The 24016-nt window shown below is 64.7% G+C and carries 22 protein-coding genes, 1 tRNA gene and 1 pseudogene; 15 read left to right on the top strand and 9 right to left on the bottom strand.

Going from position 1 to position 24016, the window contains the following annotated elements:
• The first annotated feature begins 57 nt into the window (after positions 1-57).
• The gene (locus ABIB95_RS15345; protein WP_354240386.1) at positions 58-468 is read left to right on the top strand and encodes a winged helix-turn-helix transcriptional regulator; all 411 of its coding nucleotides are present in this window, start codon (positions 58-60) and stop codon (positions 466-468) included.
• Here ABIB95_RS15345 and dprA read toward each other — a convergent pair.
• Positions 465-1607 carry a DNA-processing protein DprA gene (gene dprA, locus ABIB95_RS15340; protein ID WP_354240384.1) on the bottom strand — a complete coding sequence of 381 codons (1143 nt, stop codon included), beginning with the start codon at positions 1605-1607 and terminating at the stop codon, positions 465-467. The genes ABIB95_RS15345 and dprA overlap by 4 nt on opposite strands.
• A gap of 106 nt (positions 1608-1713) precedes the next feature.
• Positions 1714-2139, bottom strand: a complete 426-nt coding sequence (locus tag ABIB95_RS15335) for a DoxX family protein (protein ID WP_063982811.1) — start codon at positions 2137-2139, stop codon at positions 1714-1716.
• Between the two features lie 312 nt (positions 2140-2451).
• Between ABIB95_RS15335 and ABIB95_RS15330 the strand changes: the two genes are divergently transcribed.
• Positions 2452-3696 carry an amidase gene (locus ABIB95_RS15330; RefSeq protein WP_354240382.1) on the top strand — a complete coding sequence of 415 codons (1245 nt, stop codon included), beginning with the start codon at positions 2452-2454 and terminating at the stop codon, positions 3694-3696.
• Here ABIB95_RS15330 and ABIB95_RS15325 read toward each other — a convergent pair.
• The 4 genes from ABIB95_RS15325 to ABIB95_RS15310 all read right to left on the bottom strand — a co-directional run bounded on the left by ABIB95_RS15325 (position 3688) and on the right by ABIB95_RS15310 (position 8001).
• Positions 3688-4890: a patatin-like phospholipase family protein gene (locus tag ABIB95_RS15325; protein WP_354240380.1), complete on the bottom strand. Its 1203-nt coding sequence runs from the start codon at positions 4888-4890 to the stop codon at positions 3688-3690. The two genes, ABIB95_RS15330 and ABIB95_RS15325, sit on opposite strands and share 9 nt — an antisense overlap.
• A gap of 212 nt (positions 4891-5102) precedes the next feature.
• Positions 5103-5699: a glycerol-3-phosphate 1-O-acyltransferase PlsY gene (gene plsY / locus ABIB95_RS15320; RefSeq protein WP_063986317.1), complete on the bottom strand. Its 597-nt coding sequence runs from the start codon at positions 5697-5699 to the stop codon at positions 5103-5105.
• A 47-nt stretch (positions 5700-5746) separates the two neighbouring features.
• Complete coding sequence (locus ABIB95_RS15315; protein ID WP_208089455.1) at positions 5747-7048, bottom strand: dihydroorotase; 1302 nt, start codon at positions 7046-7048, stop codon at positions 5747-5749.
• 5 nt (positions 7049-7053) lie between these two features.
• Entirely contained in the window at positions 7054-8001 is a 948-nt protein-coding gene (locus tag ABIB95_RS15310) for an aspartate carbamoyltransferase catalytic subunit (protein WP_014494716.1), read from the bottom strand.
• A 205-nt stretch (positions 8002-8206) separates the two neighbouring features.
• Here ABIB95_RS15310 and ABIB95_RS15305 point away from each other — a divergent pair, with 205 nt between their 5' ends.
• Positions 8207-8956: a M15 family metallopeptidase gene (locus tag ABIB95_RS15305; protein ID WP_354240378.1), complete on the top strand. Its 750-nt coding sequence runs from the start codon at positions 8207-8209 to the stop codon at positions 8954-8956.
• Positions 8957-9010: 54 nt separating this feature from the next.
• Positions 9011-9775 (top strand): CPBP family intramembrane glutamic endopeptidase, encoded by a 765-nt coding sequence (locus tag ABIB95_RS15300; protein ID WP_085398484.1) that lies wholly within the window; start codon positions 9011-9013, stop codon positions 9773-9775.
• 15 nt (positions 9776-9790) lie between these two features.
• Here ABIB95_RS15300 and ABIB95_RS15295 read toward each other — a convergent pair whose 3' ends face one another.
• Both ABIB95_RS15295 and ruvX read right to left on the bottom strand, forming a co-directional pair.
• On the bottom strand, positions 9791-10714 hold the full coding sequence (locus ABIB95_RS15295) for an AEC family transporter (protein ID WP_354240376.1): 924 nt from the start codon (positions 10712-10714) through the stop codon (positions 9791-9793).
• A 3-nt stretch (positions 10715-10717) separates the two neighbouring features.
• Positions 10718-11203: a Holliday junction resolvase RuvX gene (gene ruvX / locus ABIB95_RS15290; protein WP_354240374.1), complete on the bottom strand. Its 486-nt coding sequence runs from the start codon at positions 11201-11203 to the stop codon at positions 10718-10720.
• A 46-nt stretch (positions 11204-11249) separates the two neighbouring features.
• Between ruvX and ABIB95_RS15285 the strand changes: the two genes are divergently transcribed.
• The gene (locus ABIB95_RS15285; RefSeq protein WP_354079168.1) at positions 11250-11465 is read left to right on the top strand and encodes a hypothetical protein; all 216 of its coding nucleotides are present in this window, start codon (positions 11250-11252) and stop codon (positions 11463-11465) included.
• Here the strand turns inward: ABIB95_RS15285 and ABIB95_RS15280 are convergent.
• Positions 11452-12342, bottom strand: coding sequence for a LysR family transcriptional regulator (locus ABIB95_RS15280; RefSeq protein ID WP_354240371.1), 891 nt, complete (start codon positions 12340-12342; stop codon positions 11452-11454). The two genes, ABIB95_RS15285 and ABIB95_RS15280, sit on opposite strands and share 14 nt — an antisense overlap.
• A 100-nt stretch (positions 12343-12442) precedes the next feature.
• Between ABIB95_RS15280 and ABIB95_RS15275 the strand changes: the two are divergent.
• The 10 genes and pseudogenes from ABIB95_RS15275 to ABIB95_RS15230 all read left to right on the top strand — a co-directional run bounded on the left by ABIB95_RS15275 (position 12443) and on the right by ABIB95_RS15230 (position 23755).
• Positions 12443-13467: pseudogene (locus ABIB95_RS15275) on the top strand (NAD(P)H-dependent flavin oxidoreductase).
• 105 nt (positions 13468-13572) lie between these two features.
• Complete coding sequence (locus ABIB95_RS15270) at positions 13573-14649, top strand: NAD(P)H-dependent flavin oxidoreductase (protein WP_354240369.1); 1077 nt, start codon at positions 13573-13575, stop codon at positions 14647-14649.
• A gap of 77 nt (positions 14650-14726) precedes the next feature.
• Entirely contained in the window at positions 14727-15014 is a 288-nt protein-coding gene (gatC, locus tag ABIB95_RS15265) for an Asp-tRNA(Asn)/Glu-tRNA(Gln) amidotransferase subunit GatC (protein WP_028150645.1), read from the top strand.
• Positions 15015-15093: 79 nt separating this feature from the next.
• Positions 15094-15309: a hypothetical protein gene (locus ABIB95_RS15260; RefSeq protein WP_014494728.1), complete on the top strand. Its 216-nt coding sequence runs from the start codon at positions 15094-15096 to the stop codon at positions 15307-15309.
• Positions 15306-16781 (top strand): Asp-tRNA(Asn)/Glu-tRNA(Gln) amidotransferase subunit GatA, encoded by a 1476-nt coding sequence (gatA, locus tag ABIB95_RS15255; protein ID WP_354240367.1) that lies wholly within the window; start codon positions 15306-15308, stop codon positions 16779-16781. The genes ABIB95_RS15260 and gatA overlap by 4 nt, the downstream gene beginning before the upstream one ends.
• Positions 16772-17071, top strand: coding sequence for a hypothetical protein (locus ABIB95_RS15250; protein WP_354240365.1), 300 nt, complete (start codon positions 16772-16774; stop codon positions 17069-17071). The genes gatA and ABIB95_RS15250 overlap by 10 nt, the downstream gene beginning before the upstream one ends.
• Before the next feature lie 728 nt (positions 17072-17799).
• Positions 17800-19290: an Asp-tRNA(Asn)/Glu-tRNA(Gln) amidotransferase subunit GatB gene (gene gatB, locus ABIB95_RS15245; RefSeq protein ID WP_354240363.1), complete on the top strand. Its 1491-nt coding sequence runs from the start codon at positions 17800-17802 to the stop codon at positions 19288-19290.
• Between the two features lie 1513 nt (positions 19291-20803).
• Complete coding sequence (locus ABIB95_RS15240; protein ID WP_014494734.1) at positions 20804-21070, top strand: hypothetical protein; 267 nt, start codon at positions 20804-20806, stop codon at positions 21068-21070.
• A 443-nt stretch (positions 21071-21513) separates the two neighbouring features.
• Positions 21514-21607, top strand: a tRNA-Ser gene (locus ABIB95_RS15235).
• 576 nt (positions 21608-22183) lie between these two features.
• The gene (locus ABIB95_RS15230) at positions 22184-23755 is read left to right on the top strand and encodes a porin (RefSeq protein WP_166097085.1); all 1572 of its coding nucleotides are present in this window, start codon (positions 22184-22186) and stop codon (positions 23753-23755) included.
• Positions 23756-24016: the final 261 nt, after the last annotated feature.

Below are 24016 nucleotides of genomic sequence, written 5' to 3'. Positions count from 1 at the left end.
AACCCGCACTACATGAGTGACTGTCAAATTCCCCGCAAGAACGCACTTTTTTGAGCCATGGGCACATCTTTGAGACCTGCACACACCGATTTTCCTGCGCCCCAGATGCCGGATCGCGACCACGCGGACTGCCGCGGGGTCGCCTCGATCCTGGCGCGCGTCGGCGACAAATGGAGCGTGTTCGTCATCATGATGCTGAGCGACGGGCCTAAGCGCTTCAATGAACTGAAGCGGATGATCAACGGCATCTCGCAGCGGATGCTGACCTTGACCCTGCGCGGGCTGGAGCGCGACGGTCTCGTCACGCGCACGATTTTCCCGACCATTCCGCCGCGCGTGGACTATGAGCTGACCGATCTTGGCCGCGGGCTCCAGCAGCCCGTGATGGCGCTTGGGCTATGGGCGAAGGAGCACCAGGCGCAGATCGCGGCGGCACGCACGCGGTTCGATGAGCGCAACGAGACCTAGAGAAGAGAAACGAGACCACCGCCGTGGCGTTCGAGGCGCCCGGCAAGCTCGAGCTCCAGCAACACGGTGCGCACGATCGCCGGCGAGGCGCCGGACATCCGCACGAGATCGTCGATCGAGATGGGAACGGGGCCGAGCAGGCCGGTGATCTGGTCGCGGTCGTGTGATTGCGGATCGCTCTCGAACGGTTCGCTGTCGGGCTCGCTCGCCGGATGCATCAGCGGCCGCTCCATGATCGGTGCGACAGCGTTGATGATGTCGGCGGCTTCGGTGACGAGCGTTGCGCCCTGCTTGATCAGATCGTTGGTGCCGGCAGCGCGCGGGTCGAGCGGCGAGCCGGGCACCGCGAATACCTCGCGGCCCTGTTCGGCCGCCATGCGCGCGGTGATCAGCGAGCCCGAGCGGTGCGCCGCCTCGACCACGACCACGCCGAGGGCTGCGCCCGAGATCAGCCGGTTGCGGCGGGGGAAGTCGCGGGCGCGCGGCTCGTGGCCGAGCGGCATCTCCGAGATCGCAGCGCCCGCGTGATCGAGGATCGAGGCGAGCAGATCGCCATGTTCGGGCGGATAGATGCAATCATGTCCGCCGGCGAGCACGGCGATGGTGCCGCTGTCGACGCTGGCGCGGTGCGCCGCCTGGTCGACGCCGCGGGCAAGGCCCGAGATGACGATGAAGCCAGCTTCGCCGAGCTCACGCGCGAGCTGGCCGGCGAATTTGAGGCCAGCGCCGGAGGCGTTGCGCGAACCGACGATCGCGATCATCGGCCGCATCAGCGTCGTAGTGTCGCCGCGCACGGCGAGCAGCGGCGGCGCATCGTCGAGCGTGGCGAGCCGCGCCGGATAACCGTCCTCACCGGGCGCGAGCCAAGCTATGCCGAACTTGCGGCTCGCGGCGAGCTCGGCCTTCGCCTCGTCCACGCTACAGATGCGCCCCGATCGCTGAGCGCCGCCGCGGCGCGCCAGATCGGGCAGCCGCTCCAGCGCGGCGCGCGCCGCGCCGAAATGATCGACCAGAGAACGGAAGGTGCGCGGCCCGACATTGTCGGAACGGATCAGCCGCAGGCGGTCGATCCGCTCAGCCTCGGTCAGCTCAACGCTCGGATTGATGGCGTCCACGGCGTCTCCTTGTGGAGGCAGCATGGAACAACCTGAGGGCGTGGGCAACAGCTGCGTGCGCTTGATCGGGCTTCAAAGGCGCTGCCGGAAGACCCGACGTGGTCGACGGGTCTTCCGCAAGGTCGTCGATTCAACGCGCGTGGGCCGCCTGAGCGACAGCGACGCCGCTCCGCGAGACGCGAGCGTCAAGGCTGAGCGCACCGGCACCGAAGGCAAAGATCTGGAGCAGGCCGCCTGCCATCATCACGTTCTTGAGGAAGTGGATCATCTGATTCTGGTCGGCAAAGTTGTTGTGGAACGAGACTGCCGCGGCCAGCGAGAATATGGCGAGCGCCAGCGCGACCGAGCGGGCTTGATAGCCCGCGATCAGCAGGAGACCGCCACCGAGCTCGACGAGAACTGCGATCGCATATGCCAACGGGGGCACCGGCAATCCCGCAGCGGCGATGTAAGCGGTCGTCGCACCATAAGCGGTGAGCTTGCTGAAGCCACTCATTGCAAACGGGAGGCCGATCAGCAGGCGGCCAACGAGGGAAGCATAACGGGTCGTATCCATGGTCATCGCTCCTGTGCTTGGTTGAGGTCCGACGGCGGTGACGCACCAGGCGTTTGTGGTTCGTAAGAGAGTGCGCGCCGCAGGGCCCTGCGTTGTGACCTCACACTGGCTCGATTGAATCGCGATAAAAATAGAAATAATTGAAAGATACTGTTTCCATTTTTGATCTCATCCGCGCGGCGCCCGCGGACGCGGATGCTCTGGTCGAGCCGCTGGTCCCGGTCGACTGCACGCATGGATCGACCGCGTCCACGTGCGCTTGCGCGACCTCGTCCCGATGCTAAAAGCGATGGCAATAAGAAGGGTATTGCCATGATCTCACTCGCCGACCTCCAGCGCCGCATCGAAGCGGGCGAGCTTTCGCCCGATGACGCAATCGCCCAGTCGCACGCGGCGATCGAGGCCAGGGAGAAGGACGTCCACGCCTTCGTCCGTCACGACAAATCCGCGAAGGCGCAAGCCTCCGGCCCGCTGCGCGGCATCGCCGTCGGCATCAAGGACATCATCGACACCGCCAACATGCCGACCGAGATGGGCTCGGAGATCTATCGCGGCTGGCAGCCGCGCTCGGACGCGCCGGTCGTGATGATGCTGAAGCGGGCAGGCGCCACCATCATCGGCAAGACCACCACCACGGCGTTCGCCTCGCGCGATCCGACCCCGACGCTCAATCCGCACAATCTCGGCCATACGCCGGGCGGCTCGTCCTCGGGCTCGGCCGCGGCCGTCGGCGCCGGCATGATCCCGCTGGCGCTGGGCACCCAGACTGGCGGCTCGGTGATCCGGCCCGCCGCCTATTGCGGGGCTGCCGCGATCAAGCCGTCGTTCCGGATGCTGCCGACCATCGGCGTGAAGTGCTACTCATGGGCGCTTGATACTGTCGGCCTGTTCGGATCGCGCGCGGAAGATCTCGCGCGCGGGCTGCTGGCGATCACCGGCCGCACTGAATTCGATGGCATCGCCGCGGCCAAGGCGCCGCGCATCGCCGTGGTGAGGCAGGAGTTTGCCGAGGCCGTCGAGCCGGCGGCGGAAGAGGGCTTGCAGGCTGCGATCAAGGCGGCCGAGAAGGCCGGTGCCAGTGTCAAGACCATCGATCTGCCGGAGTCGGTGCAGGAAGCCTGGCGCATCCACCCGATCATCCAGGATTTCGAGGCGCATCGCGCGCTGGCCTGGGAGTTTTCGGAGCATCACGACGAGATCGCGCCGATGCTGCGTGCCAGCCTCGATGACGCCGTCGGCTTGACGCCGAAGCAATATGACGACGCGCGTCGGATCGCCCGCCGTGGCCGCCGCGAGCTCGGCGAACTGTTCGAGGGTTTTGACGTGCTGCTGACCTATTCGGCGCCGGGCACCGCGCCGGCCAAGGAGCTCGCCTCGACCGGCTCGCCCCGCTACAACCGGCTCTGGACGCTGATGGGCAATCCTTGCGTCAACGTGCCGGTGCTGAAGGTCGGCGGCCTGCCGATCGGCGTGCAGGTGATCGCGCGGTTCGGCAACGATCCGGGCGCGCTTGCGGCGGCGTGGTTCCTGGAGGATGCGCTGGCGAAATCAGGCTAGCGCAGGCTCAGCGGCGGGCAGCACGCGTTCGGCCTCGGCGCCTGTCGCGCCTTGTCCGAGCCAACGCTCGGCGGCCTCGCGGCCACTCCGGTGCAGCGCACGAATGAAGCCGCGGCCGAGATCGGTGGATGAGCGCTGCGCCAGGCCCTCAATGGAGTCTTCGGCCGCGATCTTGGAGAGCCGAAGCGAAGGTGCGGCCGTGGCTCGCGCCCATTCCAGCGCCGCGATCTCGGCGTTGAGAGCGGCGTTGGCCGCGATCTGGTCGAGCCTGCGGTCGATCGCGGCGAGCGTGATCGGCACGTAGCTGTCACGCGTGGGCGTGACCTGGACGAGCAGCAGGTCGGAGGCTGTCGATTCCTGCGCCAGGCGCACCAGCGGCGGATTGCCGCCAATGCCGCCATCCCAATAGGCCTCGCCGTCGATCTCGACGGCGCAGTGAACCAAAGGCGGGCAGGTCGAGGCCAGCGCGACGTCGGCGGTAATGCAATCGTTGCGGAAGATCTGCTGCTGCCCATCGCGGATTCGCGTCGCGGCGATCAGCAGTTTTGGGCAGGCCGCGTCGCGCAAGGCGGCAAAATCGATGTCGCGCGACAGTGCCAGCCGCAGCGGATCGAGATCGAACGGATCGAACTGGCCGGAGCGCAGCGTCGGACCGAACGCGACCGAGCTTCCCGCCGGCGAGAATCCACCGACCAGCATCAAGGAGCGGAACGAGGCCTCGTGCATCAGGCGGGCCCAGAACCGGTTCAACCGCGAATGGGCGCCTTCGCGTCCGCCTTCGGCGAGGCCGGAGGCGAGCAGCAGCGCATTGATGGCGCCGGCACTGGCGCCGCTGATGGTGTCGATCTGGATGGTCGGGTGTTCCAGCAACCGCTCCAGCACGCCCCAGGTGAAGGCGGCAAAAGTGCCGCCGCCCTGAAGGGCTAGCGACAATCTTTGCGGCGGCCATTGGCCGGAGTGCGGCTGCATGGGCGCGACCGGCGCGGCAATGGTCACAATCTCGACTGGCGCTGCGGCTTGCGCGACGGGCGCAGGCTGGGTCACTGGCGGGGGAACGGGAGCAGGTTCGGGCGCGGGCCGCGGCGAGGGCGCATCGCACCAGACATTGGTCGCTGAGAGCAGCCGGCTTGCTGCGGTGCTGGAAGCACCGTGCGAACCGGACCCGTCATGCGCGCCGACAATCTTCTCGCTCATTCTGAGCTACCGCGTAACGCCATTTCCGCTGTCAGGATGACAGGCGTGGAACTCGTTCGCCACTCCGGCCGCGAGCAGCTTCCGAGTTGCGAACAGGAATTGGCACATAATGCGGAGGCGGTGCGGCGATATCCGTACTTTTTCCGGCCTTGGGATTTTGTTTTGACGCGTTTTCTTGACGCGAACCGGTATCCACTTCGCTCGAAAACGCTCTAGGCCTTCTCGCCGATCCGGCTTTCCTTGCCGGATTGCAGTCGCTTGATGTTCTCGCGATGCGCGTAGAACAAGAGCAGCGTCAGCGCGGCGAACAGCGATGCAAGCGCGAGGTGCCCGAACCACCACAGGAAGATCGGGGTGATGAATGCCGCCACCAGCGCGGACAGCGAGGAGTAGCGGGTGGTGAAGGCGGTGGCGAGCCAAAGCAGGCAGAACACGATTGCGCCGGGCCAGAACAGGCCGAGCAGGATGCCGATATAGACGGCGACGCCCTTGCCGCCTTTGAACTTCAGCCAGACCGGGAAGAGATGGCCGAGGAAGGCGCCGAGCCCGGCCACCATGGCGGCATTGGGTCCCGCGATGTAGCCGGCGATCACCACCGCGACCGTGCCCTTGAGCGCGTCGAGCAGCAGGGTGCCCGCGGCAAGGCTCTTGCGGCCCGTGCGCAGCACGTTGGTGGCGCCGATGCTGCCGGAGCCGATCGAGCGAATATCCTGCGTGCCGGCGAGTTTGGTCAGGACCAGCCCGAACGGAATCGAGCCGAGCAGGTAGCCGATGACGAAGGCCACCGGCAGGAAGGCTTCAAGCCCCATGGGCGCATCTCCATGCTGAACTGCGACGCCACGCATGAATTTGCCCGTCAGACATGTTCGTAGACCGTCCGTCCGCCGACAATGGTGCGGACCACGCGGCCTGTAAAGCGGGCCTCGTCGAACGGGGTGTTCTTGCAGGGCGATTTGAGGTCGGCGGGATCGACGATCCAGGGCACATCGGGGTCGATCACGATGACGTCGGCCGGGCTGCCCGTGCGCAGGGTTCCACCCGGCAGGCCCAGGATCTCGGCCGGCCGCGTCGACATGGCCCGGATCAGCGTCTTCAGGTCGAGTTCCTCATTGTGCACGAGGCGAAGGCCCGCGGGCAGCATGGTCTCGAGCCCAATGGCACCGGGTGCTGCTTCCGCGAACGGCAGGCGCTTGACCTCGACGTCCTGCGGATTGTGGTCGGACATGATGACGTCGACGAGGCCGGAGGCGACCGCTGCGACCAGCGCGCGGCGGTCGTCCTCGGTCCGCAGCGGCGGCGACAGCTTCAGGAACGACCGGTAGGGCCCGATGTCGTTCTCGTTCAGCGCAAGATGATTGATCGAGACGGAGGCGGTCACGGCGAGGCCGGCGTCGCGGGCGCGCTTGAGGACGTCGAGCGAGTCGATACAGGTCAGCGATGCCGCGTGATAGCGCCCGCCGGTGAGCGCGACGAGACGCATGTCGCGCTCGAGCATCACGGCCTCCGCCGCGTTCGGGATGCCCATCAGGCCGAGCCGCGAGGCGAACTCGCCCTCGTTCATCACGCCTTCGCCGACGAGATCGGGATCCTCGGTGTAATGCACGATCAGCGCGTCGAAATCGCGCGCGTAGGTCAGCGCGCGGCGCATCACCTGCGCGTTGATCACGCTCTTGTCGCTGTCGCTGAAGGCGATCGCGCCGGCGGCCTTGAGGAGGCCGAACTCGGTCATCTCCTCGCCGTGCATGCCCTTGGTGAGCGCCGCCATCGGCAGGATGTTGACGATCGCGGTGTCGCGGGCGCGGCGCATCACGAAGTCGACGGTTGCCGAGTTATCGATCACCGGAGACGTGTCGGGCTGGCATATGATGGTGGTGATGCCGCCGGTCGCAGCCGCCTGGCTCGCGGAGGCAAAGGTCTCGCGGTGGCTGAAGCCGGGCTCGCCGACGAAGGCGCGCATGTCGACGAGGCCGGGGGCCACGATCTTGCCGGCGCAGTTGACGACGTCGGTGCCCTCGGGGACGCCGGCCGCTCCGATCCCGCGACGGGTCTCGCGGATGATGCCGTCGGCAATCAGGACATCGCCGGGGCCGTCGAAATCCCTGGAGGGATCGACGACGCGGGCGTTGGCGAGCAGGATGGGACGGCGGTCAGTCAGCATGAGCATCACGCGTTCGGCAAATTGCGGGCGAGCGCTTCGAGCACGGCCATCCGTACCGCCACGCCCATCTCGACCTGTTCGCGGATCAGCGATTGCGCGCCGTCGGCGACCGCTGTGTCGATCTCGACGCCGCGGTTCATCGGGCCGGGATGCATGACGAGAGCATCCGGCTTGGCGTAAGCGAGCTTTTTCTGGTCCAGCCCGAAATAGTTGAAATATTCGGAGGTCGACGGCACGAAGGAGCCGTTCATGCGCTCGCGCTGGAGCCGCAGCATCATGACGATATCGGCGCCGTTGAGCCCTTCGCGCATGTCGCGCGCGACCTCGACCCCCATGCGCTCGATGCCGGGCGGCAGCAGCGTCGAGGGGCCGACGACGCGGACGCGGGCGCCCATGGTGTTGAGCAGGATGATGTTGGAGCGGGCGACGCGCGAATGCAGCACGTCGCCGCAGATCGCGACCACGAGGCCCTCGATCCGGCCCTTGTTGCGGCGAATGGTCAGGGCGTCGAGCAGCGCCTGCGTCGGATGCTCGTGCGCGCCGTCGCCGGCATTGATCACGGAACCGTCGACCTTGCGCGCCAGCAGTTCCACCGCGCCGGAGGCGTGATGGCGCACCACCAGGATATCTGGATGCATGGCGTTGAGCGTCATCGCGGTGTCGACCAGCGTCTCGCCCTTCTTGATGGACGAGGAGGAGACCGACATGTTCATGACGTCCGCGCCCAGCCGCTTGCCGGCGAGCTCGAACGAGGACTGGGTTCGGGTGGAGGCCTCGAAGAAGAGGTTCACCTGCGTCCGTCCACGCAGGACGGTGCGCTTCTTGTCAACCTGGCGGTTGAGCTCGACATATTCTTCGGACAGGTCGAGGAGGCCGGTGATGTCGGCCGCGGAAAGGCCCTCGATGCCCAGCAAATGCCGGTGGCCGAGGACGAAGGTCGATTTCGATGTCATTAAAACGAGAGCTATAGGCGGGGATGGCTGGGGGGGCAAGGGCCAATGCCGGGGCGGGGAGTTATCCCCTGATCTGTCGGTGCGGGCTCATCCTCTCCGTCATGCCCGGGCTTGTCCCGGGCATCCACGTGCTTCATTCGCATTTGACGTAAAAGGCCGTGGATGGCCGGGACAAGCCCGGCCATCACGATGTGGGGAGCTCCAGTTGAAAACAATTTTGACCGCGCTCTTGGCAGCAACCGTGATCAGCGAAGCCCACGCCCAGTCGCTCCCCGGCGGCTTCGTCTATCTGCGCGACATCGATCCCGGCATCATCCAGGACATCCGCTACGCCACCTCGAACAATTTCGTCGGCCGTCCGCTGGCCGGTTACGGCGCCGGCGAATGCGTGGTGAAGCGGGAGGTGGGGCTGCGGCTGAAGGCGGTCCAGCAGGAGCTGGCGGCGCAAGGCCTGTCGCTGAAGATGTTCGACTGCTACCGGCCGGCGCGGGCCTCGCTCGACATGGTGAAGTGGTCGCAGAACGGCAACGAGACGGCGGCCGAGCGGCGCTACAATCCGAAGATCCCGAAGAGCGAGCTGTTCCGCCTCGGCTACATCGCGAGCCGCTCGCAGCATTCCACGGGCGCGGCGCTCGATCTCACGCTGGTCGATCTCAAGGCCGACAATTCCGCCAGATACGACCCGTCGAAAACCTATGCCGATTGCACGGCGCCGGTCGAGGCACGATTGCCGGAGGGCAGCGTCGACATGGGCACGGGCTATGACTGCACGGACGTGAAGGGGCATACCGCTGTAACGTCGATCAATCCGGACCAGCGCGCCTGGCGCAAGCGGCTGGTGGCCGCGATGGCGAAGCAAGGCTTTGTGAACTATGCGAAGGAGTGGTGGCATTTTTCCCTGCCGGGGGCGGGCGGGGCGGCCTATGATTTCCCGATTCCGCCGCGAACGAAGTAGATCGTCGTGCGAACGGCCCCGGAATGACGGTGCCGTCCCAACGAAAGCGCTTGAATGGACTCCCTCAATCCCGATCTCCCGCCGATGACCGTGACGCCAGCCGCGCCGCGTGTCTGGAAATTCTGGGGCACGGCGGTGTGGGGTCTGCTCATCTTCGTCGCGATGTTTCTCGGCCAGGTCGGCGCCATCCTCTATCTGGCCTGGGACCGTGGCGATCCCCTCGACCTGATGTCGATCCAGCGTGTCGGTCGCGAGCCCGCGGCGCTCGCACTGTCGGTGACCATGGGCCTGCCGGCGACGCTGGCCGCGGTGTGGCTCGCCATCCGCATCAAGAAGGCCTCGTTCGTCGATTACCTCGCGCTGCATTGGCCGTCCTGGAAGCAAATGCTGTTCGGCGCCATCGGGCTTGTCCTGATCGTGGTCGCCTGGGAGACGATGTCGCGGAGCCTGGGCCGCGAGGCGACGCCGGGCTTCATGACCGATCTGTTGAAATCGGGCCGCGACAAGGGCGCGGCTGTGATGCTGCTGTTCGCGTTCAGTGTCGCTGCGCCGATGTCGGAAGAGGTTTTGGCGCGCGGCTTCCTGTTTCGCGGCTGGTCGGCGAGCTTCCTGCGCGTGCCCGGCGCGATCATCCTGTCGTCACTGGTGTGGACGGTCGTGCATCTGCAGTACGATATGTACTTCCTCGCCGAGGTCTTCTCCATCGGCCTGTGGTTCGGCTACATGCGCTACCGCGCCAACTCGCTCTGGCTCACCATCGTGCTGCATGCGCTGAACAATCTGACTGCGGTGGTGCTGACGATGTGGCTGGGGAGCTGAGGCCTCGCATGAGGCCTAAGCTACCAGCGCGATCGCGATCGGCATCGTGACCGCCGCCAAGATCGTCTGCAGCGTGATGATCTGCGCCAGCAGCGGCGCATCGCCGCCCATCTGGCGGGCCAGCACATAGGCGCTGGGCGAGGTCGGCACCGCCGCGCAGATTGCGACGATCGCCAGGCTGTCGCCCGAGAGCCCGAACCAGGCGGCGAGCGCCAGCGCGAGCACGGGCATCAGTGCCAGCTTGAACGCCACGCCGATGGTTGCGCTCACGCTCGGGCGGAGCAGGCCGTTGAGCTGCAGGCCGGCGCCGGTGACGAGCAGGCCGATGGCGAGCGAGGACCGGCCGAGCGCGTCCGCGACCTCGTGCCAGATTTTTGGCAGCGGCAGATGGATGACGTTGATGCCGAGGCCGATCACGCAGGCCCAGATCAGGGGATTGCGGACCACCGTCATGACGATGGCGCGCGCGGACTGCTTCTCGGGCGAAGCATAGTGCGCGAGCACGGCGACGCTGAACACGTTGACCAGCGGAATGATCGCGACCATCGCCACCGACGCCAGCGCCAGTCCGACATCGCCGAACATGTTGGCGGACACCGAGAGCGCCACATAGGTCTGCCAGCGCGTCGCGCCCTGGAAGATCGAGGTGAAGGCGGGACCGTCGATGTCGAACCGCGCGAGCGCCGGGCGGAGCGCGAGGCAGAGCAGCGACATCGCGAGCACCGACAGCAGCAGAGCGCCGCCGACGCCGGCGACCGGCACCCTGGAGAGGTCGGCCTTCACCAGCGTCTGGATCAGCAGCATCGGAAACAGCACGAAATAGGTCAGCCGCTCCAGCCCGTGCCATTGCGTGTCGAGCCGCATCAGGGTGCGTCTGAGCACTATGCCGAGCACGATGAGGATGAAGACCGGCAGCAGCGCCGCGATCACGACGGCCATGGATCAGCCCGATGCCGCGCGAAGATTGGCGAGGCGGTCGAGCGCGCCTTGAAGGATGAAGATCGCGGCGTGCTCGTCGATCACTTCGGCGCGCTTGGCGCGGCTGACATCCATGCCGATCAGCTCGCGCTCGACCGCGGCGGTCGACAGACGCTCGTCCCAGAAGCCGATGGGGAGTGTGGTGAGCCCGGCAAGGTTGCGGGCGAAGGCGCGGGTCGATTGCGCCCGCGGGCCCTCGCTGCCGTCCATGTTGATGGGGAGGCCGAGCACGAAGCCGACCGCCTTGCGCTCGGCCGCGATCGCGAGCAACCGCGCCGCGTCATGCTTGAACGCCTTGCGCTGGATGGTCTCGACGCCGGTCGCGAGGCGCCGGTCCGGGTTGGACACGGCAACACCAATGGTCTTGGTGCCGAGGTCAAGGCCGACCAACCCGCCGCGTTCGGGCCAGTGGGTTGCAGCATCGATCAGGGGCAGGATAAGAGCCGGCATGGGACTAGCGCTTATCACGCGTCGCGCTGCGGAGTGAACCCGGAACATGGATGCACTGACACTATTCGGCCTGTTTGCCGTGACGGCGATGCTGGTCTGCTATGCTCTGGAGGATCGCAGCCATTGGTTCGTGCTGCTGTTCGCGGTGTCCTGCGCGCTTGGCTCGGCTTACGGCTTCCTGCAAGGCGCCTGGCCGTTTGGCCTCGTCGAAGCCATCTGGGCCTTCGTTGCATTGCGGCGATGGTATCTCAGGCCGCGATGACGTCGTTGTCTTTCTTCAGGCAGGAGATGAAACCGCCGAGCGCGCTGTATTGATGTCCGCCGCTGCGCTGGATGAAGAGCGTCTCGACGCGCGCATGTGACGGGCCCAGCGCGTGGATCGACACGCTGCCGGCCATCGCGCTGCGTTCGACCACGGCGCGCGGCAGCAGCGTTACGCCCATGCCGGCGGCGACACAGCCGATCATGCCATCGAGCGTGCCGAGCTCGAAGCGTGCCGCCGACGGCCAGCCGAACTCGACAAAGATCTGTTCGAGACGCTGGCGGTAGGTGCAGCCGGTACGGAACACCAGCGCGGTCGGACCGGACTCCGGCGTGCCGGCGCGCAGCTCGGCAAGTGAGGCCCAGCGCCGCGCGCTGACCAGCACCAGCTCTTCACGAAACGCGCTCGTCGCAGTGAGGTCGGCATGTGCGATGGGACCCGCGACGAAGGCACCGTCGAGCGTGCCTTCGAGCACGCCCGCGACGAGGTCGGCGGTGGTCGCGGTGCGTAGGCTCAGCCGCACGGCAGGGAAGCTGCGGTGGAAATCGGCGAGGAGGGACGGCAAGCGCACGGCTGCCGTCGTCTCCATCGAGCCGATCGCGAGCGGTCCCTTCGGCTCGCCGTCGTCACGCGCGGCGAGCACGGCCTCCCGCGATAGCGCGGCCATCCGCTGTGCGTAGGGGAGGAGGCGTTTGCCGGCGCCGGTCAGCGTCATGCCACGGCTGTGGCGTTCGAACAGCGGTGTGCCGATCTCCGCTTCCAGCGCCTTCACGCGTTGGGTGACGTTGGATTGCACCGTGTTGAGCTCTTCGGCGGCGCGGGTGATGCCGCCGGTACGAGCGACCGCGGCAAAGGTCTGGATATCGCTGAGTTCCATGGTGGCGTCGTTTCGCTTTTGTGATGGCAGTGTTCGTAACAATTCATTTTTCGAGAATGTTAGTCGCGCCTAGTCTCCCTGTCCAGATCAGGGAGGGGCTATGCCCATTGAGACGTCGCTGACCAGGCTGCTGAAGATTGAGCATCCCATCCTGCTGGCGCCGATGGACATCGTGCCGGCAGCCGGCTTGTGACGGCCGTGAGCCGTGCCGGCGGTTTCGGCATTCTGGGCGGCGGCTATGGCGAGAAGGTGTGGCTGGAGCAGGAGACTGCGAAGCTTGCGGGCTTGTCGGCGCCATTCGGGATCGGCTTCATCACCTGGAGCCTCGCCAAGCGGCCCGAGCTTCTCGATGTCGCTCTTGCCGCAAAACCGTCTGCGATCATGTTGTCGTTTGGCGATCCCGCGCCGTTCGCGCCGAAGATCAAGTCCGCAGGTGCACGCCTGATCTGCCAGGTGCAGGATGAAGCCATGGCGCGGCAGGCGCTCGATGCCGGCGCCGACATCCTGATCGCGCAGGGCACGGAGGCGGGTGGTCACGGCGCCTCTCGCACTACCGTCGATCTCGTGCCTGCAATCGTCGATCTTGCCGCGGGCCACGTGCCTGTCGTCGCGGCCGGCGGCATCGCCGACGGGCGCGGTCTCGCCGCCATGATGATGCTGGGCGCGAGCGGCGTGCTGCTCGGCACGCGCTTCTATGCGAGCCAGGAGGCTGATGGCGCGGAGGAGGCCAAGCGGCGTATCTGCGCAGCGAACAGCGGCACGACCGTGCGCGGCATCATCTTCGATCTCTCGCGCAACAATGTCTGGCCGGCGCCTTTCACGGGAAGGTGCCTCATCAACGACCACGCCAGGCGCTGGATCGGCCGTGAGGTCGAGCTGATGCAGAATGTTGCCGCAGTCGCGGTGGACTATGTGGCCGCGAAAGCAACCGGCAATTTCGATGTCGCGGCGGTGATCGCAGGCGAAGCGGTCGGATTGATTCATGATATTCCACCGGCGGCCGAGATCGTGGAGCGGATTGCGATTGAAGCGGAGCAATTGCTCGCCGGCCGGCGCAACTCGGTTTCTTCTTTTCCTTCTCCCCTTGTGGGAGAAGGTGGCGCGGATGCAATCCGCGCCGGATGAGGGGTCTGTCTCCGCGGATGCAAACCCCTCACCCGTCTCGCCGCTGCGCGGCGATCCGCCCTCTCCCACAAGGGGAGAGGGAAGAGCGAACATGAGGCAAGAATTATGTGGCCTGACCGTCGACTGATCGATCTCTTCAAGACCGAATTCCCGATCGTGCTGGCGCCGATGGCCGGTGTGATGGATGCCGAACTGGTGATTGCCGTGGCAGAGGGCGGCGGGCTTGGCTCGCTGCCGAGCGCGATGCTGTCGCCGGAGAAGGCGCGCGAGCAGGTCAACATCATTCGCCAGCGGGTGAAGGCGCCGGTGAACATGAACTTCTTCTGCCACACGCCGGTTGACCTCACGGCCGAAGCCGAAGCGCGCTGGAAGCAGCGGCTCACGGGCTATTACACCGAGCACGGCCTCGATCCCGCAGCGCCCATCAACGCCGCGAACCGTGCGCCGTTCGACGCCGCGTTCTGCGAGGTCGTCGAGGAGCTGAAGCCGGAGATCGTCAGCTTTCATTTCGGCCTGCCGGATCAGGCGCTGCTCGAGCGCGTCAAGGCTGCCGGCTGCCTCGTCATTTCGTCCGCCACGACGGTGAAGGAAGCAGTCTGGCTGGAAGAGCGCGGCGTCGATGCCGTCATTGCGCAAGGCGCCGAGGCCGGCGGCCATCGCGGCATGTTCCTGACCGACAAGATCTCCGAGCAGCCCGGCACCTTTGCGCTGGTGCCGCAGGTCGCCGACGCCGTGAAGGTGCCTGTCATCGCGGCCGGTGGTATCGCCGACGGGCGCGGCATCGCCGCAGCCTTCGCGCTCGGCGCATCCGGCGTGCAGATCGGCAGCGCCTATCTGCGCTGCCCGGAATCCAAGGTCAGCGCGGGCGGGCGCAAGGCGCTGGCTGAAGCGCGGGACGATTCCACCGTCATCACCAATGTCATGACCGGGCGTCCGGCGCGCGGCGTCCAGAACCGCCTGATGCGCGAAGCCGGCCCGATCTCGCCCGAGGCGCCGCCGTTTCCCCATGCCGCGACCGCGCTGGGGCCGCTCAAGGCGGCTGCCGAAAAGCAGGGCAGGGTGGATTTCACCAATCTCTGGGCCGGCCAGGCCGTGGCCCTGGGCCGCGAGGTCCCCGCAGCCGAATTGACCCGGGATTTCGCCAAATCGGCCCTGGCCCGCATGAAGGGACTGGCTGGCTAAGGTCGCGCCGCCGGTTGCGGCGCAAAACCGGCCTCTGCTATACGGCAGTTAGATTTTGCCGTGAGAGGCCTTATATAATGTCCGTCGACGCCACTACCGTCCGCCGCATCGCGCATCTGGCGCGCATTGCGGTTTCCGAGGGCGAGGTTCCGCATCTGCAGGGCGAGCTCAACGCCATGCTCGCCTTTGTCGAGCAGCTCTCGGAGGTCAACGTCGAGGGCGTGGAGCCGATGACCTCGGTCACCCCGATGCAGATGAAGAAGCGGCAGGACGTGGTCAATGACGGCGAGATCGCCGACGATATCGTTGCCAACGCGCCCGCGACCGAAGGTCACTTCTTTCTTGTGCCCAAGGTGGTCGAGTGACGTAGCGTTTTCGAGCGAAGTGGAAGCCGGTTCGCGTAAAGAAAACGCGTCAAACTAAAGAGCCTTAGGACCAAGTCCGATGTGCATGCTTTGCGACGATGAGAAGGCCTATCAGGCCTACATGAACTATCTCGACAAGATGGAGCGGCAGGGCAAGGCTGCCGATCCCAACGTCGCCGTCAATGCCGTGCTCGACGAGATCGAGGCCGCCGCGAACGCCGCCGCCAAGAAAAAAGACGACCCGGCCAACGACAAAACCCTGTCCCCGTTCTTCTGCAGCCCGATCAATAAATGACCGATTTGACATCGCTGACGCTCGCCGAGGCCCGCAAGGGTCTCGCGGCCAAGACTTTCACGTCCCTCGAGCTGACCGACGCGCATCTGAACGCGATCGAAGCCGCACGCGTGCTCAATGCCTTCGTGATGGAGACGCCCGATCGCGCGCGCGACATGGCGAAGGCCGTGGACGAGAAGATCGCCAAGGGTGAGGGCGGCCCGCTCGCCGGCATTCCGCTCGGCATCAAGGACCTGTTCGCGACCAAGGGCGTGCGCACCACGGCGTGCTCAAAGATCCTCGGCAATTTCGTGCCGACCTATGAGTCCACGATCACCTCCCAGCTCTGGCGCGACGGCGCCGTGATGCTCGGCAAGCTCAACAATGACGAATTCGCGATGGGCTCGGCCAACGAGACCTCGTGCTTCGGTCCCGTCGGCAATCCCTGGCGGCGTGACGGAAGCAACACGACGCTGGTGCCGGGCGGCTCGTCCGGCGGCTCGGCCTCGGCCGTGGCGGCGCTGCTGTGCATGGGTGCGACCGCGACCGACACCGGCGGCTCGATCCGCCAGCCGGCGGCGTTCACCGCGACCGTCGGCATCAAGCCGACCTACGGCCGCTGCTCGCGCTGGGGCATCGTCGCCTTCGCCTCCTCGCTCGACCAGGCCGGTCCTATTGCGCGCAGCGTGCGCGATAGCGCGATGCTGCTGCGCTCGATGGCCGGGCACGATCCGAAGGACACGACGTCGGTCGACATTGCCGTGCCGGACTATGAGGCCGCGATCGGCAAGTCCGTGAAGGGCATCAGGATCGGCATCCCCAAGGAATATCGCCTCGACGGCATGCCGGCCGAGATCGAGAAGCTCTGGAGCGAGGGGGCGGCCTGGCTGAAGGCGGCCGGCGCCGAGCTCGTCGAGGTGTCGCTGCCGCACACCAAATACGCGCTGCCGGCTTATTACATCGTGGCGCCGGCGGAGGCGTCCTCCAACCTCGCGCGCTATGACGGCGTCCGCTACGGCCTGCGCGAGCAGGGCAAGAACATCATCGAGCTCTACGAGAACAGCCGCGCCGAGGGTTTTGGCGCGGAGGTGAAGCGCCGCGTCATGATCGGCACCTATGTGCTCTCGGCCGGCTATTACGACGCCTATTATCTGCGCGCGCAGAAGGTGCGGACGCTGATCAAGAAGGATTTTGAAGACTGCTTCGCCAAGGGCGTCGACGCGATCCTGACGCCGGCGACGCCGTCGGCGGCCTTCGGCATCGGCGAGAAGGGCGGGGCGGATCCCGTCGAGATGTATCTCAACGACATCTTCACGGTGACCGTGAACATGGCGGGCCTGCCGGGCATCGCCGTGCCCGCCGGCAAGGACGCGCAAGGCCTGCCGCTCGGCCTGCAGCTGATCGGACGTCCGTTCGACGAGGAGACGCTGTTCTCGCTCGGCGAGGTGATCGAGCAGGCCGCCGGCCGCTTCACGCCCGCGAGGTGGTGGTGAATGTCGCCGCGTTCATCGCGAGCCTCGACGGCGCGGCGCCCGCGCCGGATCTGAGCGCGCCGCTCGCCGGCCTCTGGTGGGCCGCGAAGGGCGACTGGGATCAGGCGCACAAGATCGTTCAGGACGAGAGCAGCCGCGACGCCGCCTGGGTGCACGCCTATCTGCACCGGGTCGAAGGCGATCTCGGCAATGCCGGCTACTGGTATCGCCAGGCCGGCCAACCCGCGGCAAAGGATTCATTGGAGGCGGAGTGGGAGCGGATCGCTGCCACGCTGCTCGGGGTGGGGTGATGGCGAGAGGACCGGCCCATCACCCTCAGGAAGGCTTGAAAGTCCCAACTTCGATGAATTGGGACGATCGCCTGGAGACCGCCGACAAGGAGTCGGTTGCTGAGTTCAATGCCTGCGCAGAGCGTCTCGCGAAGCTTAGAGTTCGAGAAGTAAGGCACTCAGGGCAACTTCGCTCACGGGCCGCTTGGAATTTGGCTGCTTTGCAGCAAGGGCTTCTTTATCGCATCGTAGCTTTGACTGATGGAATAGCCTTAGCTTGGAACGGCCGATCCATCGTTTCGGCTTTTCTCGCTAGCAGAGCACTCCTTGAAACGGTCTCGGTGCTGGCCGAACTAGAGAAGCTTACGGGTCCACTTCTCGCTGAGAAGGACATCAATGGATTAGATGAGCTTGCGAAAAAGGGAGTTTTCGCGATTCGAGACTCCGAAGTCTTGGAGCAGGCCCCTGAGGTTAAGGCCAAAAACGTTCTCACTTGCCTGAAAAACTTCGACAAGCAGCATCCCGGTGCTGAGAAGCTATATCTCGATCTCTCTGAACGGTGCCACCCTAATGCTCTGGGGCACACCTATTTGTTTGGTCGGTTAGATTTGCCGAAGGAGACGTATCATTTCTCAGACGAGCGAGATCCCGATAAGAACGGTCTGTTCATTCTTGCCGCTTTGGGCTTCCTACCAGCGGTGGAACAGATCATGTCCAACCTAAGCCTCTCTATTTCGAAGATATCTGACATGCACGAGACCGTAGAGCGTAAATCTGGCAAGCTTCTCAAGGGCGCCACCGGCGACTGGGAGATGGTCATCGGCATGGAGATCCATGCCCAGGTGACCTCGAATTCAAAACTGTTCTCGGGCGCCTCGACCACGTTCGGCGGCGAGCCGAACAGCCACGTGTCGCTGGTCGATGCCGCGATGCCGGGTATGCTGCCCGTCATCAACGAGGAATGCGTCAGACAGGCTGTCCGGACCGGGCTCGGGCTGAACGCGCAGATCAATCTGCGTTCGGTGTTCGACCGTAAGAACTATTTCTATCCAGACTCGCCGCAGGGCTACCAGATCAGCCAGTACAAGTCGCCGATCGTCGGCGAAGGTGAGGTCGTGGTCGAACTGGATGGCGGCAAGACCGCGATCATCGGCATCGAGCGCCTTCATCTTGAGCAGGACGCCGGCAAGTTGCTGCACGATCAGTCGCCGGCCATGTCCTATGTCGATCTCAATCGTTGCGGCGTGGCGCTGATGGAGATCGTCTCCAAGCCCGACATCCGCGACGCCGAGCAGGCCAAGGCTTATGTGACCAAGCTGCGCTCGATCCTGCGCTATCTCGGCACCTGCGACGGCGACATGGAGAAGGGATCTTTGCGCGCCGACGTCAACGTCTCCGTGCGCAAGCCGGGTGCACCGCTCGGCACCCGCTGCGAGATCAAGAACATGAACTCGATCACCTTCATCGGCCAGGCGATCGAGTACGAGGCGCGGCGCCAGATCGAGATCCTCGAGGACGGCGGGGAGATCGACCAGGAAACGCGGCTCTACGACCCCAACAAGGGCGAGACGCGATCGATGCGGTCCAAGGAAGAGGCGCATGACTACCGCTACTTCCCCGATCCCGACCTGCTGCCGCTCGAATTCTCGCAAAGCTTCGTCGACGAGCTGAAGACAGAGCTGCCGGAGCTGCCGGACCAGAAGAAGGCGCGCTTCGTCGCTGATTTCGGCCTGTCGGCTTACGATGCGAGCGTGCTCGTCGCCGAGCGCGAGAGCGCGGTGTTCTACGAGACGGTGCTGGACACGCTCGGCAACCGCGCCCGCGACGGCAAGATGGCGGCGAACTGGGTGATCAACGAGCTGTTCGGCCGTCTCAACAAGGAAGGCCGGGATATTACGGCCTCTCCCGTCAACGCCGAGCAGTTGGCTGCGATCATCGACCTGATCGGCGAGGGCACGATCTCCGGCAAGATCGCCAAGGATCTGTTCGAGATCGTCTGGCAGGAGGGCGGCGATCCGCGCGCGTTGGTCGAAAGCCGCGGCATGAAGCAGGTCACCGACCTCTCGGCGATCGAGAAGGTGGTCGACGACATCATCGCGGCCAATCCCGACAAGGCCGCGCAGGTCAAGGACAAGCCGCAGTCGCTCGGCTGGTTCGTCGGTCAGGTGATGAAGGCGTCCGGCGGCAAGGCCAACCCGCAGAGCGTCAACGACCTCTTGAAGTCGAAGCTCGGCATCTGACGTCACACGTTCGAACGAGGTGACGGATACGCTTCGTCACCTCGTTTCCGGTTCGCGCTGCGACGCTCGCGCGCACCCTCGGCGGCAAACTCCATCCCGACCGACGGCGATGCGGCGGCCGAATCGCCGCCACGCGATTCGCGCAAAACGGCGGCTTCCACACGCGCTGACGAGCGCTTGCGCCGTTAAGCATGAAAATATTTTCGTTGCCAAAACTCGCGACTCAGAGTCCGCGAAGCGCCCTTGCGCGGCGATCGCGGGATCGACGATGCACATCATCGCATCGCGCATGCGCAATGCGCGCGTGCAGAAAAATACTTGCCGTGTAGTGTTTTTCTGCAATCGCATCTCGCGCAAACATCGACGATGCGGGCACTCCCCGCGATCGCAAGCACGCGTCATGCAGTGCGCCCGCATCGCGCTCGCCAAGCGCAGGCGCGTTGTGCCGTCAACACTTCTTTAAGCGAGAAGCTGTTTTTTTCGTCGTGTTGGTGTATTCGGGATGAGTGTGCATTCGATCCCCGACTGCATGCAGCGATTACAGCCATCTCACACATCGGAGGGCAACATGGCCAAGAAAGCGAAGAAGGCGAAGAAGGCGAAGAAGGCGAAGAGCGCAGTGAAGAAGACTGCGAAGAAGACCCGCAAGGTCGCGAAGAAGAAGTAACTTCGCTTCTGAAGTTGCCGGCTCCTAGAGAGCCGGCACGTCATCAGCGCCTTCTAACAGGTTCTGGTCGGCGATAGAGGGTGTCGGCGAGACATCAGGCCAACGGTCGGATCGTTCTCTTTCGCGGGTTCGCTCGCCAAAGTACGGTCCGGCAGAAGAAACAAGTTTTCTTCGTTCGGTGCGGTTCTCCTTCTCAAGGGCTCCGCAATTTCACAAGCGGCCTTCGGGCCAACGTGGAATCTGGTCCTGACGTGTTCGCCGACGCCCTCGTTCTTTTGAGGCCGGGGTATTGCCGGCATTCCCTTTTCCCACATTGCTGATCTGACCGTGACGTGGCCGCGCTGCCGTGGGGCAGGCGAGGGCTGCGGCGAACTGTCGTTTGCCGCGACGTTCGCCGCGCAGGCGCAATGCGAGGCCGTCGCTCCGATTCCTAAAGTCGCGCGCTTCGTGCTGCGCGGCCTGCCGGCCACGGGGTGGCGCCGCCGCGCGAGGCGCCTGTGTGGCCTTGCCAGCGCGCCCCTCCCACAACGCGCCCCTCCCACGAATTGTAACCGCAGGACACGCGTCACCGCGCGCGATGGTTATCGTTCTCCCAAAATCCCAGGGTAAACCGAATCTGACGAATCGCAGAAGTGCCTGCAAAGCGCGGACTTCTTGCATTCGTCGCGTGCGCCCCGTGCGGGTGCGTTTACGTCTGCTTCATCGCGATACTTAAACTGCCATTCAAATTTGCCCGCCATCATCGCCTTCAACAAGCCGGCAAACGGCATGGGGATGAGTTGAACAAGTCTTTGGACGGGAGCCGCGCTCGGGGGAACGAGGCGGCAGAAAAAAAGGGGATGCGTTATGTTTCAGGGTACTTTCGATCTGGAGACGGCGACGCCGATCGACGCGAGCGCGCTGTCGGACGTGTTGTTCGAGCGCGGGATCTATTGGGCGAGCGGCCGCTCCGGCCTCGTCGACCTCGTCGCCGCACATAAATGGTTCAACCTCGCCGCGCTGAAGGGCCGCAAGGACGCCGTGGCGCTGCGCCAGGAAGTCGCCGGGCAGATGTCGGACGCCGAGATCTCGGCCGCGCAGCGCGAGGCGAGGGCGTGGGTCTCGGCTCACTGAGCCGAGAATCGCATCCACACCCTTGTCTTCACGGGGACGGATTGCGCTCAATCAAGTTCCTTCGTCGTGTCGCCGCATCGACCCGCGCGGCATGACCGAGCCGCCGCCCGACGATTCCGCTCTGGAACCCGGACGGCCGCACAAGACGGGCCTCTTGCCGGGGATACAGAGGTCTTGGGCCTTCCGTCCCGGCGCAGCTCCGGCGTCTGGTTCAATATCTGAGCCGGCGAGGTGGTGCTGAATGCGCCCTGGCAGCGGCGGATCCGGCAATCCCGTGGATGGATGCACACATATATAGAGAGCGCGAATCGGCTGCGCGTGCCGCGCTGATCCATGCGCCAGGCTTTCGCAGCCGTCCGGCGGTCGCTTTCAGGTGAAAGAACGCACAGACCTTGATTCTGCCGCTTGCGGCTCGCCGCCGTGTCGGGCATACCCGGCATATTGGAGACGTGGCCGAGTGGCTGAAGGCGGCGGTTTGCTAAACCGTTATAGGCTTGTAAAGGCCTATCGAGGGTTCGAATCCCTCCGTCTCCGCCAGCCGAGCTGTCCGCTCCGGTCTCAATCATCCCCACCATCGATAAAGAGCCTTCGCAGCGCGCCTTGAGTGTTGCCGCGACCATGTCTGCGCCTGGTGGAGAGTCGCGGGAAGACCTGTGTGCCTTCTCGTTGAGTCTCCTTCTGATTCCACGATTCGTGCGCGTCAAAGCCTGTTCAGGCCGGAGTTCCGTCCACAACGCCTCAGGTGGGGAATTTTGACGGCAAACGGAACCGTCCTAGAAAAATAAGCAAAAACAATATGTTGCGAGAGCGCTTCGATCACATCTGCGTGTTATTTGTGCAACACCCTTCGGAAAACAAACGTCATGGGTTCGCTACGGAGCGTTCTCTTGTTGTGTGTGCAAAGACGTTCGGTAATTGTGACTGAGCGACGGAGGGGGGCATCCCGAGGTCGTCCCGTTTTAGGTGGTTCGCTTAAGTCCCTCGCGTTCAGCGGGTGTGTCCGAAGGCGCGAAGCGACTAAGCGGTGAGTTAAGGGACAAGGGAACCAACCTTAGGGTGTCGTCACCCAGCGGATCCGGAACCTTCCCTATAGAGCAAACTTGGAGGTTTAACATGAAGTTGGTTAAGAGCCTTTTGCTCGGTTCAGCGGCAGGTCTGATTGCCGTTGGCGGAGCACAGGCAGCCGATCTCCCCGTGAAGGCCAAAGCGGTCGAATACGTGAAGATCTGCTCCCTGTACGGTGCCGGATTCTACTACATCCCGGGCACTGACACCTGCATCAAGCTGGGTGGTTACCTGCGTGCTGAAGTCGCGATCAACGCTACCGATTTCAACGGTAACTTCAGCAGTGTTAACGGTTCTGCGAACCGTCTGACGAACTACTACGTCACTCGCGCCCGTGAAGACTTCAACGTCGACACGCGCACCGCGACCGAATACGGCGTGGTTCGTACCTTCGCCGACGTGGTGTTCTCGTGGACGACGGATAACTACTCGGGCAACGGCACCGGCAACGGCTCCACCGTTTACTCGCAGCTCGGCAGCACCGGCGTTGGCGGACCCAACAATGCTACCTCAGGCGCAATCGCCGGCGGTACGCTCGGCGTGTACTACGCCTTCATCCAGTTCGCGGGCTTCACGATGGGTAAAGCTGTTGCCCAGTTCGACGCTCCCTGGACCAACTATCCGGGTAACAACTTCGACGGTCTGACTGGCGGCGGCGGCACGGTCACTGGTGTGAACCAGTTCACCTATACTGCCGACTTCGGTCAGGGCATCACTGCCGCGATTTCGGCGGTGGATCCGACGGCCTACTATCAGAGCAACCTGTACAACACCAGCGCCGGCGTTTCGGTCGCGAATTTTGGTACCGGCGGCTACGGCATCAATGCCTTCGGCGGCACGCGGGCTCCTGACATCCAGGGTATGGTCCGTATTGACCAGGCTTGGGGTCTGTTCCAGTTGTCCGCCGCGGCGCACAACAACCACGTAGCGTACTACGCGACTCCGGGGCTTGTCGGAACCGAAGCGGCCGGTCATCCGGGCGACAAGTGGGGCTGGGCTGTCCAGGCGGCGTTGTCCATCAAGAACATTCCGACTGGTGCGGGCGACGTGATCAACGTCCAGGCGGTCTACACCGATGGTGCGACCCGCTACAACTTCCAGAGCTTGGCTTCGCAGAACTATGCAATGTTCGGCGGTACCAACCTGGCTGGTGCCTATCAGAGCATTGGCCTTGCCGGTGCGGCTGACGGTGTGTTCGCCAACGGAACCGGTATCAACACGGTTACGAGCTGGGGTATGCGCGGCGCCTACACCCACAACTGGGATCCTTACTGGAACACCGCGATCTACGGTTCGTACGCTCAGCTGACGTACAGCAACGGTGGTGCGACTCTCATTTGCAACCAACTCGCTACGTTGGGTGCCGCCACTGCGGGTATCACCTCTTGCAACCCGAACTTCAACCTCGGCACGATCGGTCTGATCACCCGCTGGACGCCGGTGAAGAACCTGACCTTCTCGGCGGACGTGGCTTACACCATGCTCGACCAGAAGTTCGCGGGCACGATCAGCACGCTCGCTGCTGGCCCTGCGGCAGTTGTCGCAAAGCCGGGTGCTGTGTACGAGCTGAAGGATCAGAACACGGTCAGCTTGCTGCTCCGCGCTCAGCGCAACTGGTAAGTTCGGTCTAACGACCTGACAGAGAGCCCCGGCGGGAAACCGCCGGGGCTTTTCTTTTGGCGGCATGGCTGTTCTAACGCCGCGGAGGGCTGGCGGAGGGCGACGTTGCTCCCGTGCTCCATCGTCCGTGACGATCTCGACGAGGCTGTTACGGAGGAGGGGCCTCTGCGCTGCGGGCATCTCCGCGCAATGTATGCAACGGGCCGCCTGCCGTTGACCGGCATGGCCTTGCAAGCGCCCCACCGTCCTGACGCTGCAGCA

This window comes from Bradyrhizobium sp. LA2.1 (assembly GCF_040547725.1).
Classification (GTDB): Bacteria; Pseudomonadota; Alphaproteobacteria; order Rhizobiales; family Xanthobacteraceae; genus Bradyrhizobium; species Bradyrhizobium barranii.
Note: the sequence above shows the minus strand (reverse complement) of the source record. Positions and strands in the feature narration are given on the sequence as shown.